Annotated in this window: 20 protein-coding genes; 11 read left to right on the forward strand and 9 right to left on the reverse strand. The window is 39.6% G+C overall.

The window, feature by feature from the left end:
* Positions 1-73: 73 nt before the first annotated feature.
* Together M3P19_RS07490 and M3P19_RS07495 are read left to right on the forward strand one after the other, a co-directional pair.
* Positions 74-835 (forward strand): SOS response-associated peptidase, encoded by a 762-nt coding sequence (locus M3P19_RS07490; RefSeq protein WP_249657035.1) that lies wholly within the window; start codon positions 74-76, stop codon positions 833-835.
* 43 nt (positions 836-878) lie between these two features.
* Entirely contained in the window at positions 879-1,403 is a 525-nt protein-coding gene (locus tag M3P19_RS07495) for an energy transducer TonB (protein WP_249657036.1), read from the forward strand.
* Between the two features lie 15 nt (positions 1,404-1,418).
* On the opposite strand, the gene M3P19_RS07500 is transcribed toward M3P19_RS07495, so the two are convergent.
* From M3P19_RS07500 to M3P19_RS07510, 3 genes are all read right to left on the reverse strand, one after another.
* Positions 1,419-1,886, reverse strand: coding sequence for a hypothetical protein (locus tag M3P19_RS07500; protein WP_249657037.1), 468 nt, complete (start codon positions 1,884-1,886; stop codon positions 1,419-1,421).
* 4 nt (positions 1,887-1,890) lie between these two features.
* A complete protein-coding gene (locus M3P19_RS07505; RefSeq protein WP_249657038.1) occupies positions 1,891-2,130 on the reverse strand; it encodes a helix-turn-helix domain-containing protein in 240 nt (79 codons plus the stop codon).
* 101 nt (positions 2,131-2,231) lie between these two features.
* Positions 2,232-2,462, reverse strand: a complete 231-nt coding sequence (locus tag M3P19_RS07510; protein WP_249657039.1) for a helix-turn-helix domain-containing protein — start codon at positions 2,460-2,462, stop codon at positions 2,232-2,234.
* Between the two features lie 116 nt (positions 2,463-2,578).
* Between M3P19_RS07510 and M3P19_RS07515 the strand changes: the two genes are divergently transcribed.
* The 3 genes from M3P19_RS07515 (at position 2,579) to M3P19_RS07525 (ending at position 4,600) form a co-directional block, all read left to right on the forward strand.
* Entirely contained in the window at positions 2,579-3,037 is a 459-nt protein-coding gene (locus M3P19_RS07515) for a hypothetical protein (RefSeq protein WP_249657040.1), read from the forward strand.
* Between the two features lie 23 nt (positions 3,038-3,060).
* Complete coding sequence (locus tag M3P19_RS07520) at positions 3,061-4,167, forward strand: helix-turn-helix domain-containing protein (RefSeq protein WP_249657041.1); 1,107 nt, start codon at positions 3,061-3,063, stop codon at positions 4,165-4,167.
* A 205-nt stretch (positions 4,168-4,372) separates the two neighbouring features.
* Positions 4,373-4,600, forward strand: coding sequence for a hypothetical protein (locus tag M3P19_RS07525; RefSeq protein WP_249657042.1), 228 nt, complete (start codon positions 4,373-4,375; stop codon positions 4,598-4,600).
* 36 nt (positions 4,601-4,636) lie between these two features.
* On the opposite strand, the gene M3P19_RS07530 is transcribed toward M3P19_RS07525, so the two are convergent.
* The 3 genes from M3P19_RS07530 to M3P19_RS07540 form a co-directional block, all read right to left on the reverse strand.
* The gene (locus M3P19_RS07530) at positions 4,637-5,077 is read right to left on the reverse strand and encodes a hypothetical protein (protein WP_249657043.1); all 441 of its coding nucleotides are present in this window, start codon (positions 5,075-5,077) and stop codon (positions 4,637-4,639) included.
* Between the two features lie 396 nt (positions 5,078-5,473).
* Positions 5,474-6,466 carry a type I glyceraldehyde-3-phosphate dehydrogenase gene (gene gap / locus M3P19_RS07535; RefSeq protein WP_249657044.1) on the reverse strand — a complete coding sequence of 331 codons (993 nt, stop codon included), beginning with the start codon at positions 6,464-6,466 and terminating at the stop codon, positions 5,474-5,476.
* Positions 6,467-6,545: 79 nt separating this feature from the next.
* On the reverse strand, positions 6,546-8,366 hold the full coding sequence (locus M3P19_RS07540) for a pyruvate kinase (RefSeq protein WP_249657045.1): 1,821 nt from the start codon (positions 8,364-8,366) through the stop codon (positions 6,546-6,548).
* 316 nt (positions 8,367-8,682) lie between these two features.
* On the opposite strand from M3P19_RS07540, the gene M3P19_RS07545 reads away from it, so the two are divergent.
* From M3P19_RS07545 to M3P19_RS07570, 6 genes are read left to right on the forward strand one after another with little or no spacing between them, the layout of a single operon-like run.
* A complete protein-coding gene (locus M3P19_RS07545; protein WP_249657046.1) occupies positions 8,683-9,186 on the forward strand; it encodes a rhodanese-like domain-containing protein in 504 nt (167 codons plus the stop codon).
* Positions 9,155-9,811 carry a TIGR04282 family arsenosugar biosynthesis glycosyltransferase gene (locus M3P19_RS07550; protein ID WP_249657047.1) on the forward strand — a complete coding sequence of 219 codons (657 nt, stop codon included), beginning with the start codon at positions 9,155-9,157 and terminating at the stop codon, positions 9,809-9,811. The genes M3P19_RS07545 and M3P19_RS07550 overlap by 32 nt, the downstream gene beginning before the upstream one ends.
* A complete protein-coding gene (locus tag M3P19_RS07555; protein WP_249657048.1) occupies positions 9,808-10,623 on the forward strand; it encodes a purine-nucleoside phosphorylase in 816 nt (271 codons plus the stop codon). Before M3P19_RS07550 ends, M3P19_RS07555 begins: the two co-directional genes overlap by 4 nt.
* Positions 10,620-11,585, forward strand: coding sequence for an arsenosugar biosynthesis arsenite methyltransferase ArsM (gene arsM / locus M3P19_RS07560; protein ID WP_249657049.1), 966 nt, complete (start codon positions 10,620-10,622; stop codon positions 11,583-11,585). Before M3P19_RS07555 ends, arsM begins: the two co-directional genes overlap by 4 nt.
* A gap of 42 nt (positions 11,586-11,627) precedes the next feature.
* A complete protein-coding gene (locus M3P19_RS07565) occupies positions 11,628-12,371 on the forward strand; it encodes a DUF547 domain-containing protein (RefSeq protein WP_249657050.1) in 744 nt (247 codons plus the stop codon).
* Complete coding sequence (locus M3P19_RS07570) at positions 12,358-13,059, forward strand: TIGR04283 family arsenosugar biosynthesis glycosyltransferase (protein WP_249657051.1); 702 nt, start codon at positions 12,358-12,360, stop codon at positions 13,057-13,059. The genes M3P19_RS07565 and M3P19_RS07570 overlap by 14 nt, the downstream gene beginning before the upstream one ends.
* Before the next feature lie 13 nt (positions 13,060-13,072).
* Here the strand turns inward: M3P19_RS07570 and M3P19_RS07575 are convergent, their stop codons facing one another.
* The 3 genes from M3P19_RS07575 to M3P19_RS07585 all read right to left on the reverse strand — a co-directional run bounded on the left by M3P19_RS07575 (position 13,073) and on the right by M3P19_RS07585 (position 16,369).
* The gene (locus M3P19_RS07575) at positions 13,073-13,990 is read right to left on the reverse strand and encodes an N-acetylmuramoyl-L-alanine amidase (RefSeq protein ID WP_249657052.1); all 918 of its coding nucleotides are present in this window, start codon (positions 13,988-13,990) and stop codon (positions 13,073-13,075) included.
* A gap of 87 nt (positions 13,991-14,077) precedes the next feature.
* On the reverse strand, positions 14,078-15,349 hold the full coding sequence (locus M3P19_RS07580) for a POTRA domain-containing protein (protein ID WP_417953599.1): 1,272 nt from the start codon (positions 15,347-15,349) through the stop codon (positions 14,078-14,080).
* A gap of 3 nt (positions 15,350-15,352) precedes the next feature.
* On the reverse strand, positions 15,353-16,369 hold the full coding sequence (locus M3P19_RS07585) for a glycoside hydrolase family 113 (protein ID WP_249657053.1): 1,017 nt from the start codon (positions 16,367-16,369) through the stop codon (positions 15,353-15,355).
* Positions 16,370-16,401: the final 32 nt, after the last annotated feature.

Here is a 16,401-nt window from a genome sequence, read left to right on the forward strand (position 1 = left end):
TGACCAATAGCACTCCCATTGCAATTGCAAAACCTATCGGATTTTGGTACATTGTCTATTCAACCTCAACTACATGTGCTACGATGTCAATGCCCAGTTGGATGCACAACTCAAACGGGCAAAACGTGATGGCGATGAACACGCCATCCAGGAAATCAAAAAGAAACTGGCGCGGGAAACTGACCTGCCGCTTTTCCATGTTTCTGGATTTGAGCACCCAAAAATGTTGATCTACACCAATGAAAGTCCCAGTTATCCCATAGTATCACAATGGGGTTTGGTGCCGGGTTGGGCCCACGATAAAAAGGATATCTGGAACAAAACGCTGAATGCACGCGGGGAGACCCTTTTTTTGAAAAATTCCTTTAAAAGTTCGGCCAAAAGAAAGCGATGCATTATTCAGGTAAACGGTTTTTACGAACACCACCATTTTGGCAAGGAACGTATCCCTTTTTATGTTTCCAAAAAGGATGGTGAACCTTTATCTTTGGCCGGTCTCTGGAATGAGTGGACAGACCCTGAAACAGGGGAAATCCTCAATACATTTACCATCGTGACCACCGAGGGCAATCCCATGATGGCAGAAATACATAACAATCCAAAATTGCAAGGCCCACGTATGCCATTGATCTTGCCCGAAGAATTGGAAGACCAGTGGTTGGAAAATTACGAAGAGGAATTGGCTCAAGCTGCCATAGAAAATTTGATAAAGAGTTATCCCGAAACCGAAATGCAGGCGCATAGCGTGGGTAAATTACGTGGAAAAAATGCTTTGGGCAATGTGGAAGAGGCTTCAGAATTATTTGAATATGAAGGCGTAACTTCAGAATATTAATCCCCGTCAAATCTAGAAAACCGTAATGACCAAATCCTTAATTATGGGAACCCCTTGTTTTAAAAAGGCCCTTTTATTTTTTGTCTTCATGGGAATGGCAAGCTTTGCTCACGCCCAGGAAAAACCCACTTTTGAAAGTGAAAGTGGCAAAGATTCACTGCGAGCGCGGCATTACAAAGAGTATGTAAAACCCAAGAAAGGAATTGTAGTCCCAGATGCGCTAACTGAGGAATTTGTAGTTCCTGTTTTTAATAAGTGCAAAAAGGCCACCAACAGGGATGAACGCATTAAATGTTTTGACAGGGTGTTTCATGATAACGTGCGGAACAAACTGTATTTACCTTCGGATGGGGTGGCAGGAACCCAGGTAACATTGGAGGTGAAATTTATTTTCCAAAAAGATGGTGAAATAGGTCAAATTGAGTTTCTGTATTCTGATGATCCCACGGGCAGTTTAGAAAAAGCCGTGATCAAAATGCTACATAGACTCCCAAAGTTTATTCCGGGAACCAAAGCGGGCAAACCCTGCGATTATCCGTTTAGCTTTCCGATTAAGGTAACGTATTAAGCAAAGGTTGACATATTAATTTTCATCCAGAACAATAGATTCCAAGGGTGTAGTAAACAAATCGGGAAGCAGCGTTTCTATAGTACATTGAAATGCGACCGCTTTTATATTTTCACCCATTTGCCCATCAATAATTTGTACCCCGTGATGTCCTTTCGTGTAATGCAATGTTAACACTGCCGTGTCTTCATGGAATGACCAGGTGCCTTCAAATTTTGCATTTCCAAAACCAGGGCAAATTGGACTGGAGGTTTCTTGGAAAAACGACAGTTTCCCATCATGCTTTAAATCAAACGTCAAGAGGGTAACTTTTACCTTGCTATCATAAAGGTCTGTGCACTTTTGAAAACTCAAATAATCCGAACTGGGCTCCTCTTCCAATATCATTGTCCAACAACCAACAAGTGTTTCTCTCTTTAAAGTTGTCTTTTGGGCAGACGCCAAAGTAACTACAAGGAATGCTAACAGGAATTGGATTTTCAAAAAATCAAGATTTAAAATTGAACAACTCTGGAATTTCTATTTCTAAAGCACTTGACAGCAAAACCAAATTTGAAATTGTAGTATTGACTTCGCCATTTTCAATTCTCCAAACTTGATTTTTGGATAACCCTGAAATGGCTTCAAGCTTAGTCTGGGATAAATTTCTTTCTTCGCGCAGCGCTTTGAGATTCATACCAAAATCTCTGATAAATAGCTTTTCTTCTCGGCTAAGTTTGTTTCTCATGCCTTAAAATGTAATACATATAGAAATAAATCTTCCCTGTAAATTGTAGCAATAAAAACATTTTGTTTTCATTGGTTCCCAATTACTCCTGGCTTAGCTAATTATTTAAACAAATCAACAACATTAACATCCAAGGCAATTGCAATTTTCTTAAGCTGAAGGATATTGGCAGCTCTCTCTCCTCTTTCAATTCTTCCAACTAAATTACCATGAACTCCGGCTTCATAAACAAGATCCGCTTGAGTCCAACCTTTAGCTTCCCTCAAAATTCGAATATGTTTACCAAATTCAGTTAGATACAACTTTTCTTCTTCGGATATTTTTTTGGGCATAAGGCAAATTGCCTATTCCTATCAATTCAAAAAAACACCGTATGGTGTTATGTCGTAAATATTCGATATATTGCAAACCCGTTGTTTGCATAACCCCCAAATCAATCCAAGATGTTATGCAATCCGTTCATTTACTTCAAACCATCCAACAGTTTTTGGGGAATGGCCCTTTTACAGCCATGGAAATCACCTTTGGTGCACATCAAGTAAACTGTGCAAAAATGGGCAGCACTTTACCTGCCAAAACCTTTAACAAAAGCAGAATATTGATCACCAATATTGTGGGAAGCAATCTGGCTCAAATGCTGGTCATGGACACCCAAATGTTCTATTTTCCCTTTCAATTTGCCAAACCATCCAATACCGAGCACTATTCTGGCAAAATGCATTACCTACCTGTGCCCTTGACCGGCGGCACAATGGAACTAAATGCTAATGAACTGGTATTGCGTTTTGGCATCAACGCCACCACCAAGACAATGCAGTTGCAGCTAACACATAGTTTTAGTAACCCACTTGCTTTTGAAAAAATACCATCGCTCAACAGGTTGGAAACCCCAATTCGGTATCTTTAACCCTACCAATTGAAGGACATTTCATGGACCTTATTTCAATTTTTGGGCTTGGTTTCACAGCAATAGGCTTGTTCTTTTCCCTGTTCTTGCTCATCGCTAATATTCGCGGGGATGACAGCTATATTTGGCTGTATGTACTGTTACTCCTCTTGTCCTTGGAACTGGGTTTTAAGACCCTGGTGCATAGCAGACTGTTTCTGGACTATCCTTTTTGGTATTCGCCAGGTCGCTTTTATAATCTGCTACTGTATCCCGTGTTCTTTGTCTTTATCCGGGCCGCCATTAAAAAACCTTTAGCTAGTAAATGGACGATGCTACTGGTGCTTCCTTTTATCTTTTATGCGCTATATAAACTAGCATTGGTGCTTGCCCTAGACATGGAAACCAAGCGGCAAATGCTCCAAAATTTTTATGCGGACAAACGGCCGGGACCTTTTAACTACTGGAATAATTTGGGAACCCTTGTCAAAAGTCTGTTGCTGCCCATGGCTTTCCTAATTCCTGGGGTTTATAGCTTCTTGGGTTTCCTTAAGTCACCCAATAAAAGAACAGATAGATTGTTGGCCTCTCTGCTGGCCATTAGTATTGTGGTCTACTTTCTATTTACAGCCACCTCCAATCGGATTTACGGCGCATTATTTAATACCACATCCATTTCGTTTATTGAATGGCCGGTGGACATTGTTTTCTTGATTGCCTTGTTAGGTCTTTTTACGATTATGGGGCTCTTGGTAAATTCTGGAAGCAGCTTACTGCCACCAAAAAAATATGCAGCCAGTAGTCTGCAAGAAAACGAATACGCCATCATTTTAGAACGACTCAAGACACTGATGGATGCGGAACAGTCTTATTTGGACCCGGATTTGGCCGTTTCTAATGTTGCTGAAATACTACAAACCAATTCCAAATACATTTCCCAGGCCATTAATCATGGCATGGGTATTGGTTTTACGGATTTCGTAAATGGCTATCGGGTTTTGGAGGCGAAAAGACAATTAAAAAACCCCGACAATAAGCAACTTACCCTAGAAGCCATTGGGAATATTTCAGGATTTCAATCCAAATCCACCTTTTTTCGCGTGTTCAAGAAACTAGCCGGAAAAACGCCTTCGGAGTATCTACAGCCTTAGAATTTGGCGGCAGCACTTTTACCATTTTTTGACATTAGTGTAATTTTTTTAACAAAATCTCGACTAAAAAGCTTACTATTATTGCGTATTCCGTTTTTTTTGGCTCTTAATGATATCATAAATACAAAAATCGAATACCACTATAAGTAGAAAATATCAAACTAACACTTATATTTATCCGATACTAGACTAATTTTAAATAAAAATGACCGAAGATTTATTAGCAAAGGCAAAAGAGTTTGAAAACAGAACTTTGAGTCATATGTCAACAAGTGACCGGGTTGCAGCTTCAAGAGAGGCCAAGGCACTTATACTTTCTATTAACGAAATCTACAAAGAGACCAAAGACTCCAATTTAATGGATGTCATGAAGGCCTTGACCGAAAAGAAACGCAAGATTGAAAAGCGTCTTAAAGGTACTCCCCTAGTATAAACTGTATTGATTTCGATAGGGTGTTGACTTTTGGCCCTATTTCTTTTTAAATAAAGTTCCTCCCACAATCAGTGCCGCGGAAATGATCATTACATTTTTAATGATGTATTGACCTTCTAGTGTAGGGAGCAAATAATTGCCCTGTTGAAAAGTAATATCCGGTAAAAACACCAATGGCATAAATGTACCTACCATTTGAAGAAGCAACAGTCCAATGGCAATTTTGGTTGTTTTCTTGAATAAAAAGGTAATTCCAATAACTACTTCCCACCAGCCAATTACCACAAGCCAACCTTCAGGACTGCCAAATGGAAGCCAAGCCACTGTGGCTTTTAATAGATCTGTGGCGGCAGATAGGCCGAAGGGTTTCAGAATTCCAAACCAGAAGAAGATTAAGGCAAAGGAAATACGTACTGCTGGAATGCCCCATTTACGCATTCTACCCGATATCGCTTGATCTAATGTCGCTTGGTCCATTGTTGGATTTTAGTATAAAATTAGGGCCAACAGCTTCAATTTCAAAGTAATCCCAAGGATTCCTACAAAATTCCACCCTATTGAAATTCTTCCTACAAGCACAATTTAAAGCCATATACCATTCACAAAAAAAAAGCTACCATTTATGTGGATTTTGACCCCATAAATAAAATTATGAAACCATGGAATGGCAATCTCCTTAATTTCGAAGAGCTATTAAAATCAACCACATTAAACAAACGGGAACATGGACACTGTAGATGAAAAAATTGGATATTTCTTCTGGTATTTTGTATTGGTATGTTCAGTATGTTCACTGATTACCAGTTTATACCATTATATCAACTAAAAAAAGGGACCGAAATTCGGTCCCTTTTTCTTTTCCTATTGTTTTTTCTATCCTTTGATTTCCAAAATTTGACGTACCATTTGATTGGTGAAGCCCCATTCATTATCATACCAAGTCATCACCTTCAATAAATCGCCATCCACAACTCGAGTCATAGATAAATCCACAGTCGATGCATACGGACTTTTTATGATATCGGAAGATACAATTGGTTCATCCGTGGTATCCAACACATTTGCATAACGGGCAGTTTCTGCTTCTTCCATTAAAATTTGGTTTACTTCCTCTGGAGTAACATTGCGCTCCATTACAAAGGTCATATCTGAAATAGAACCTACAGGTATTGGAACCCGGATGGCAACACCATCAAATTTACCCGCAAAAGCAGGCAATGCTTTTGTAGTTGCAATCGCTGCGCCTGTTGTAGTTGGAATCAAGTTCTGGGCACCTGCCCTTCCCATTCTAAAATTTTTACCTGATGGGGCATCCACTATACCTTGAGATGCTGTATATGCATGAACAGTGGTCATAATCGCTTTTTTAATCCCAATTCGGCGACCTAACACCTCAACCACAGGACTAATATTGTTCGTAGTACAGCTAGCACATGAGAACACGCTGGTTTGACCATCATCTGAGTTTACACCGTGTACTACCGTCGGCGTATCCTCACTTTTTGTAGGCGCCGAGATGATTACTGTTTTAGCCCCTGCTTTGATGTGACGTTCGGCATCTTCACCTTTGGTGAATACGCCTGTGCTTTCAATTACCAAGTCAACACCAAATTCCTCCCACGGAAGTTCTTCAGGATTTCTGATGGATGAATAATGGATTTTTTGTCCATCCACTACAAGCTTATCTCCCTCTGGGGATACTTCTTTTTCATAGATTCCATAGACCGTGTCATACTTTAACAAGTAAGCGGTATTCTCAATGGAAACAATATCGTTTACGGCTACAACTTCCAGACCAGGAGTCTCGTTGATCACTTTTAAAGCGGCACGACCAATACGGCCCATACCGTTAATTCCTATTTTCATTGTAATGTTCTTAAGGTTCTTAAATTGTTACCTTCCCTTAGTCCGATTTACAACGAAAAAATTACAGTTTTGATTGGGTTTACAACCACTCTATTTTAGGCCACATACCTTCCTTTTTGTCGTGAAGGCTCTCCATGTTACCGAGGATCTCATCCAGCAGTTTTATGGCCTCGTTGATATAGGGCCCTTTATTGAGCATAACACATTCTGCCCGTATTGATGAAGTAATGTCGGTGATCTCTGATCTTGAAGGCAAACCATTCTTAGCCAAGCCCTCCAATACCTGTGTTGCCCAAACAACCGGTACATGCGCAGCACTACAAATGGAAAGAATCTCTTCTTGCACCTTGCCCATATTTTTCCAGCCCACTTCTAGGGCTAAGTCTCCTCTAGCAATCATAACACCCACCTGTTGGGTTTGCATAGCAGCTAGTAGTATTTTAAACAGGTTTCTATAAGCAAATCGTGTCTCGATTTTTAAAATCAAGCCCAGCTTGTCCTTTACATGAAGTCGCTCTAATGCTTCAAGTAATTCTTGTACATCATCAGCGGTATTAACAAAGGAGTAGTTGACAATATCTGCGTATTGTGCCACAAATTCCAAATCTTGGCGGTCCTTTTCTGTAAGACCGGACAATCCCAAATCCATGGTAGGAAAGTTGATTCCTTTTTCCGCACGCAGTTTAGACCCATTGACACTTGCTTTTACGATACGAACTTCAAAATAATCAGAATGCACCTTTTCTATGACACCTTCTATTTTACCGTCATCAAACAAAATCGCCTCCCCTTCCTTGGCCTTGGAAACAATTGATGCAGGAATACAGGGTATCTTGCCCGGTTCAACGAGCTTTCCTTCCGTATCAAATACGGGTAATGATCCATGCTCTGGGTTTTTCGTGACCAATAACGTATTTCCAACATAGAGTGGTATAAACGAAACCACTTTTGGCAATTCGCCAACAATTATAGTATTCTTTTTGGAACCTTTAATTCGCAATTCGGTTCCTGTTGTCACGTAAAGAGTCTTGTAGCTATTTAATGTGACTTTGTTCTTTTCAAGCGCAACTGCGCTTAATTTGCGTTTTTTTCCACGGCTATCTGTTAATGTCAGTACATCTCCAAGTTGTAGTTGTTGCAATTGCTCTTCCGTTACCGGTAGGGTGTTCGCTAAAAAATTAGCTTCTGAATCACTCACCAAGTTCACCTCCGCCGGACTCAGAACATGTCCCAAATCTGAACGCATGGGTCTAAATTTTCTAACCATGGGACCTGGTGTTAATTGACCAGTCCTAATTTTTGGTCCAGCAAGATCCATTGCAATCTTAACCTCCCTGCTACAGGCTTTAGCAGCTTTTCTTACATTATCAATTATGGCTTTCCAGACCTTTGGATTATCATGTGCGCAGTTAACTCTTGCACAATCCATCCCATCCTTCACCATTTCCAAAACCATATCATAATCAGTGGCGGAAAGTGTTGGTTGTGTCACCATAATTCTAACCCTTCGATTTTCTCGATTTCCACCAAATAGAAGTTCTGTATTCCTGTTTAGGATAGTACGGCCTTCGCCAATGTTCAAAAAATTTGTAGTAGCAACAGGTGATGGTTGCTGTCCTAATTGGAACAAATTATGCTGGGCACTTATTAGACTACCAAGAATATTGCCCTCAGCATTCGCCAATCGACTTAATCCCAATAGCTTCAATTGTTGTTGTAGTGTTCGAATATCATGCCCTCTAAATGCTCCATAATGCACCAGATTTCTTCCACTTCCACTATACCTTTCACTAACTGAGCTTAAGGCTTGAATATGCTCCTGTTCTTGCTCCTCTAAGCTCTTGATGATCTCTGATATCCTATTGGTTAATTGGTGAATTTGGTCTTGAGGAAGATTCATAAACATGGATTAAGCAGCAAAGTAAACAAGTGTTTTGCAATTCGATTCTGATTTAAATCACCACAACTCTAATTTAATGATTGTTTAACCTACAAAACAGATTTGTGATATCCGTAATGCTATGTTGTGAATCATGGTTTTCAATACGTAATTGGTTGTAGGGGTCTGATAGGGTCCTTTCATCCGACCATGACCAGCAGCAAAAATGAGAGGGGAATAATTCGTAACATAGTCAAGGATTTAAAACCTTGCATTAAGATAGTCATATTTATCCTTTGACAACTGGAAGGATTATATTTGAGTACAAATTTGATCTATGTCAATTCGAGCAATCTTAAGTTCAATTTTCTTATTTTCTTATGCGGTAAGAGGGCAATTGACCATACCTTCTGTGCTGAAATCTTTGAATGAGGAATCCATACCGTACATAAGTGTCGAAGAATTCGCAAAACTTGAGAACACGGTTGTATTGGATGCGAGGTCGAAAGAAGAATATGATGTAAGCCGCATTGAAAAAGCTATTTGGATAGGCGACAAGAACATTGACCTGACATCGATTGGTGCCAGCATACCTAATAAAGATTCGTCAATTGTTGTGTATTGCTCCATCGGTGTTCGTTCCGAAGATGCAGCGGAAATACTAAAGACGGAAGGTTATTCCAATATTCAAAATTTGTATGGAGGTATTTTTGAATGGAAGAACAAAGGTTTCCCTGTATATGACGCCAATAACCAACCTACAGAAAACGTGCATCCATTTAGTAAGTATTGGGGTAAGCTATTGACCAATGCTAGAAAAGTTTACAGCACAAAAGAATAATACATTGGATACCAGCAAGAATTTATTGCTCATATTTACCCGTAATCCTGAATTGGGGAAATGCAAAACACGATTGGCCGCAAAAACGGGTGATGTTGCGGCCTTGGAAATCTATAAGTTTTTACTCAACCGCACCGTTGCATTCACTAAGGATCTGGCAACTTCAAAAAAAGTATACTACTCAGAGGAAATCTGGGATGAAGATATATGGCCCAATACCATTTATCAGAAAGAACTGCAAAAGGGCGAAAATTTGGGCATTCGCATGAGAAACGCTTTCCAAAATGGTTTTGATTCTGGTTATGAAAAAATTATTATCATTGGTAGTGATATGTACGATCTTTCCCTATCTGAACTGGAAGATGCTTTTAAACAATTGGAATTAAACGATTATGTAATTGGACCGGCAGAAGATGGCGGATACTACCTTTTAGGGATGACCCAACTGAATGAGGCCCTTTTCGTAAATAAAGAGTGGGGCACATCAAGTGTCCTTGCATCTACATTGAAGAATATTGAAGATGAAAAAATAGCGTTGTTACCGGTAAAAAACGACGTGGATCACTATGAAGACATTAAAGACATTGAGGCGTTTCAGCCTTTTATAAAACATATAAAAGAATGACCAAAAAACAACTTGAAGAATCTGTAGAGTACCTAAATAAAAAAGGTTTTGATTCCCCAGAAATTGGAATCGTGTTAGGTACTGGCTTGGGGCAATTGGTTTCGGAAATCGAAAATCCAATTGAAGCCCATTACAATCACATCCCCTACTTTCCATTGGCAACAGTGGAATTCCATTCAGGAAAACTGATTTATGGTACAATAGCCGGAAAAAAGGCAGTGGTGATGCAAGGGCGTTTCCACCTCTATGAAGGTTATGACTTTTTAGACATTACCTACCCTATTCGAGTTATGCACTTGTTGGGTATTAAAAAATTGTTTGTTTCCAATGCAGCTGGCGCCATCAATTTGAATTTCAAAAAAGGCGATATGATGCTTATAGAAGATCATATTAATCTGCAAGGTGGATCTCCTTTGGCATTTAAAAATGTCGCCGAATTTGGCGATCGTTTTGTGGACATGGCAGACCCTTACGATTTGGAAATGCGCACCAAAGTTGAAGCTATTGCAAAGGAAAATGGAATTTCGCTACAAAAAGGTGTCTATGCGTCAGTGGTAGGTCCGCAATTGGAAACCAAAGCGGAATACCGCATGCTCAAAATATTGGGTGCCGATGCAGTGGGAATGAGTACCGTACCCGAAGTAATTGTTGCCAATCATTTACGACTACCCATTGTAGCCGTTTCCGTTTTAACGGATGAATGCGACCCTGACAACTTGCAACCGGTTAACATTCAGGAAATTATAGAAATCGCCGGCAATACTGAACCAAAAATGATTAAACTCTTCAAAGAACTAATTAAAGCAATATGAGTTATTTAGATGCAACACAAGATTTATACAAAGAAGCGGCATTATCCCCTGACGTCGGTCTTTGTTGTACAACCAATCCCATTTGGCAGTTTCCAGGCCTTTCCATCCCTAAAATCATGCAGGAAATGAATTACGGGTGTGGAAGTACGGTATCTGCGCAGGATTTGGTAAACGATCCTAAAGTGCTATATGTTGGAGTAGGTGGTGGAATGGAACTATTGCAATTCTCCTATTTTTCGCGTCAAAAAAGTGGTGTGATCGGCGTGGATTCCGTGGACGAAATGTTAGAAGCTTCCCGAAAAAATTTCAAAATCGCCGAGGAAGAAAACGATTGGTTTAAAAGCGAATATGTGGATTTGGTCAAAGGTGATGCCTTAAACCTGCCTGTTCCTGATGAGAGTATTGATGTTGCCGCGCAAAACTGTCTGTTCAACATCTTTAAAATGGACGATTTAAAAAAAGCAGTAGCCGAAATGTACCGCGTTTTAAAACCACACGGAAGATTGGTCATGAGTGATCCAACCTGCGAACAACCCATGAATGATGAATTAAGAAATGATGACCGCCTAAGAGCGCTATGCTTAAGCGGAAGCATCCCAATTAAGGATTATGTCAAGGTGCTTACCGATGCAGGTTTCGGTACGATTGAAATACGAGGCAGAAGAGCCTATCGTGTTTTGACTCCCAACCACTATCCAACGGATGAACTGGTGTATATAGAATCCATTGAAATAGCCGCCATAAAAGACCCGATGCCTGAAGATGGACCTTGCATGTTTACTGGAAAAACGGCCATTTACTATGGTGAGGAGGAGTACTTTGATGACGGATTGGGACATGTTCTTTTACAAAATCAACCTTTAGCGGTATGCGATAAGACCGCTGCTGCTTTGGCCAAAGCTTCAGACGAGATATTTGTAAGCGAAAGTACATGGCATTATAATGGTGGTGGGTGCTGCTAAATTTTGGCACATCAATCGCAAAAAAAGTGAATAAAAAATTGCATGAAATTCTTACTTCGTAATCCATTAGTGTTGCTATTGGTGATGGCTTTAGGCACACCAATTTCAAATGCACAACCTGCTGAAAGCGAAAGCTCGATGGTCAAACATGACCAATGGGGTGTTTTGCTGAAAAAACATGTGGATTTGGATGGTAATGTGGATTACGAAGGATTTGAATTGGATGTTGCCCAGCTAGAATCCTATTTAGCATTACTTGCTGCAAATCCTCCGGAAGCAAATTGGAGCAAGCAACAAAAACTCGCATTTTACATCAATCTATACAATGCGGCTACAGTTAAATTGATTGTGGACCATTACCCAGTTAATAGCATAAAGGACATCCCAAGTAGATGGAAGAAAAAATGGATACCTATTGGAGATGACCGTGTTTCATTAAATTATATTGAGCATCAGGTTTTACGAAAAATGGGAGAACCCCGAATTCATTTTGCAATTAACTGCGCATCGTATTCTTGCCCAAAATTGATGAACATGCCTTTTACAGCTCAAAGCATGGAACGATTACTTTCCAAAGCAGCAGTTGATTTTGTAAATGACGACAAACGAAATCGATTTGGCAGTGGAAAGGCCGAGTTATCCAGAATCTTTAAATGGTTCAGCGAAGATTTCACCACGAATTCCACCTTATTGGAATATGTGAACGTATATCTTGACAGTCCTATATCAAAAGGAGCAAAAGTGGAATACCTAGAATATGATTGGAAATTGAATGAGTCCAAATAATTCCATAAGCATAATCATTCCTGTCCTTAATGAAGAACGGTTGATTGGGAAAGTGATTGACCATCTTCATAAAACCAGTACCACGCTTGCCATCAAGGAAATCTTATGTGTGGATGGAGGGAGTAGTGATAATACATGTGAAATTGTAAAGACTCGAGGGGCCACAGTGATTGAATCTGGTAAAGGACGAGCTAAACAGATGAACAAGGGCGCGCGAAATGCTACAGGTAAAATACTCTATTTCTTGCACGCCGATACGTTCACTCCGCAAAAGTTCGATGAACAAATTCTTGAAGCCATTGGACAAGGGTACGATTCCGGCTGTTTCCGTATGAAATTTGATACTAGAAATCCTATTTTAAGGTTTTTTGCTTATTTATCTCGAATTAATCATCGGCTGTGCAGAGGTGGGGATCAATCGTTGTTTGTAAAACGAGACTTATTCAATAAAACTGAGGGTTTTAACGAAGCATATCTTATTTACGAAGACACGGAATTCATCACTAGACTTTATAAAAAGTCCAAATTCAAGATAATTCCAGATGCCGTAATAACCTCAGCAAGGAAATACAGGGAGAAAGGTTGGCTTCGTGTTCAATATCACTTTGGAATGATACATCTAAAAAATTACATGGGAGCTGAACCCGAAGAATTATACAGTTATTACAAAAAAAATATTCTGGCCTAAGTTACTGAGCGCATCAATTTTCTATCTGTAAATCAGCATAATCCTTAAGAATTCCATCTGTAATCCAATTTGCGAACTTGCGTTTATCCGAACGTACTGAAATAACCTCATCACCAGTTTTTTCTTGTTTGGATAGGGTAATTAAACTTACTGCTGGGAGCGCATTTTTTGCAAGGAACAACATGTTTTTATCTTCAAACGTTTGACTTGAAGCCTCTTCGCGTTTCACTATGCTGTTCTTTTTGAACACTTGTTGCAGATTTTCGGCCATGCGTTGTCCTTGTTCACTTTTATCGTGATGAAAGACCATGACATCAAGATTTCCCGATTGTATGGTACCATTGGACTTGATAACTAATAATCGTTGATATTTTCCTTGGTTTTGTAGAAATCGCTTATTTATCGAAGCTACATAATTACCTAGTCTTTCTTGTGGTGTTAAGGCAATCTTAGCCTCTTCTTCTCCGCCCATCACAAAAACAGAAGCTCCTTGTTCCAATAACTTAGCTGCTAAATTTTTGGAAACGTCGTCCATAAAGGAACTCGCTGCAGCACTACTATCTTCCAATATAATGTAGTAAACCGCATTTTTTAGTGCACTGCCACTGTGACTCATCTGTCCCAATTCCTTATCAAAAATTGGTTTTTCAGTGGAATTGTCTGCCATTAGAATCATGCCCTTTTTCTTATAAGAATCGTCAGTGACTGGTATCTTATATTCTCTTCCAACATGAAGCAGACTACCATCTTTGATATCCTTTTCATTTAGCAGGACGAAACTCTCATAATGTTTTACTGGGTCCAACCCTTGTTTGCGAAGAATGGAGTAAATCCCATCGCCTTTTTGGGCAGTAACGGTATAATAATCTTCTTGGGCAAAAAGCACGGAATTTACGCCCACCCACAACAATAGTGCTGGTATTAATTTCATTAAATTAAAGTGTTGCTGGGGTGCAAAACAAAGTTGGCAAAAAGAGTTTGATTGGGAAAGAAATATTGAACTAATTTTCCTAGAAATCTAGAAGTATTGACCAATACCAAATACAACTCCTCTGGTTCCCTGATCTGTAATGCCATGACCGTAATCAATCCTGAAAATGGCATTGAAAATCCGTTTATGTATGAATCTAATGCCAAAACCAGGGTATATTCTTAGGTTTTGGGCATCCCCAAAATCGCTGAAATCCCCCCCAGGATTACGCCATGTACCACCATCAATAAATACATTGCTTTGTAAAACAAACCAATTCTTATCAATCAGAGTATGCCTGTATTCAGTATTCAGCACAATAGCTCCTGTTCCTCTATCAATCGTATTTCCAACACCTCTAATGTTAAGGTTGTTATCCACTGCAAATGGTGCAAACGGGCTATCAATATTACTGGAAAGTCCTAAGCGAAGTCTATTGGCCCAATTTCCCCTTTGACCCACCCGAAGGAAATACGTAAAATCGTTAAACCCTATTACAAATTCAGGCAACATCCGATCCGTACTGTGTACATATTGAAGATTCAACGCACTTCTAAAACCGGATAAATATTGATAATAATATTCAATGGCATCGTAATTATAAATCAACTTAAGTAAGTACTTGTCCACCTCTAACTCCTGTGGCACGCTCGGGTCTGTTTCGCCAAACAGATAGTCGTAGTTCTCAGTAAAGAAATTGATTCCAAATTCAAATCGATTTTTGAAGTTCAGCTCAAAAAGTCCAAGGACTTCCACCGACTTGTTATTGTAGCGATAGTCAGCGGTTCCTGATTCCAAAAACACAGGTTCCTGGGTCCGCAAATCTTGATAACTTACGGCTAATCCCCATTGTTTATTGAATAAGTAAGGTGCTCGTATGTGCGCGCCGTATGAATTGAAGATATCCCTTTGATAGAATCCTCCTAATGTTATGTTTTGCCCAAATAAATTAAACTCCTGTAACCCAATTCTAAATGCAAATTCGTCATTATTTGAGGTATAAACATTAGCAAACGGAATCAACGTAAAGTTCTCTTCAACACCATAAAAGACATTGTAAGTCCCTTCCTCCAATGCTGGAAACACTTGGAAATAGGCATGGGAAATAGAGGGTAAACGTTTTAATCTTTGCACATCTTCCCTTAGCAGGGTTGAATCCAATTCCATTCCAGAATTCAGCCGTATCACCTTTTTTATAAATCCAGTTTTGGTCCGTTCATTTCCCTGTATCTTGACATCGGCAACAAAATTCTGGGCATAGGTTTGATACCCACTGAGGTAGACAAGAATCAATACGATTAAAAAATGGGGATTTCTCACGGCTTAATGGTTAGATCCGTTGTAAGCCTTGAAATATTCCTGCAATACTTTTTCCGCAGGTTTGTTCTGAGGGGTAAAACGATTATCCTCAGTTCCTCCAGAATCGCCATGTTGAATGAACCATTTCCAGATAAAACCTCCTGCAAACCATTCTTCTTCCCAAAACTCTTGGAATACAGCTTCAGTGGCTTTGGCTTGTGCGGTTAAATTCACATTCATTTGATTGCGATCCACCAACCATGGTTTTTTTGCAGTGTAATCCATACTTCGATAACCAAACTCAGTAAATAGAATGGGCTTGTTTTCTTGCTTTGATAAGTCATACAATTTGGATTTCCAACGCTGCCAGCCAGTTCGCAAATCATCCATAGAGGGGTCTTTTTCTATAGATAATGGGAAATAGGCATCTACGCCTATAAAATCCAATTGATTCCAAAATGGAACTCTAGGGTACTCATCCCAATTAGCAGCATAGGTGAGTTTCCCTGAATAAATTTGTTTGATTTTTTCGATGAGTTCCTGCCAAAATAGAGGTCGGTGTTTAACAAATTCTTCCAACTCGGTGCCAATACAATACACTTCGGCTTTTGTTTCCTGTGCCAGTTTTGCAAAGGTCAAAGCAAAATTGGAATAGGTTTCTTCCAATGTCTTCCAATCTTCTTCAGATTGCATCATCATGTCTCCTGTAAATTCCCCCCTCCAAATCCAGATTTGTGGCTTTAACATGATTTTGATATTGTTTTTCCTTAGTTGGTCAATATATTGCTTGGCACCTTTCCTAGTCTCCCCATACCACTGTCTTTCCGTATCAAAAATGATGTTTGGGGAGTTGAGATTTCTGGCAAACCCAAATGGCATTACCGCTGCGTAATTCGCATTGAGCTTTACAACCGGATCTATGTGTTCTTGATTGGCCTTTATCCGTGAACCAACAAAACTGATTCCATTGATTTTCTCAGGATTTTGTCCGCTACAGGAGAATTGCAGTAAACAAAGCAATAGGAGCCCTAATCTTTTCATAGCCAAAAGTTAAGACTCCTAAAATAACCTTT

This window comes from Flagellimonas spongiicola (assembly GCF_023502425.1).
Classification (GTDB): domain Bacteria; phylum Bacteroidota; class Bacteroidia; order Flavobacteriales; family Flavobacteriaceae; genus Flagellimonas; species Flagellimonas spongiicola.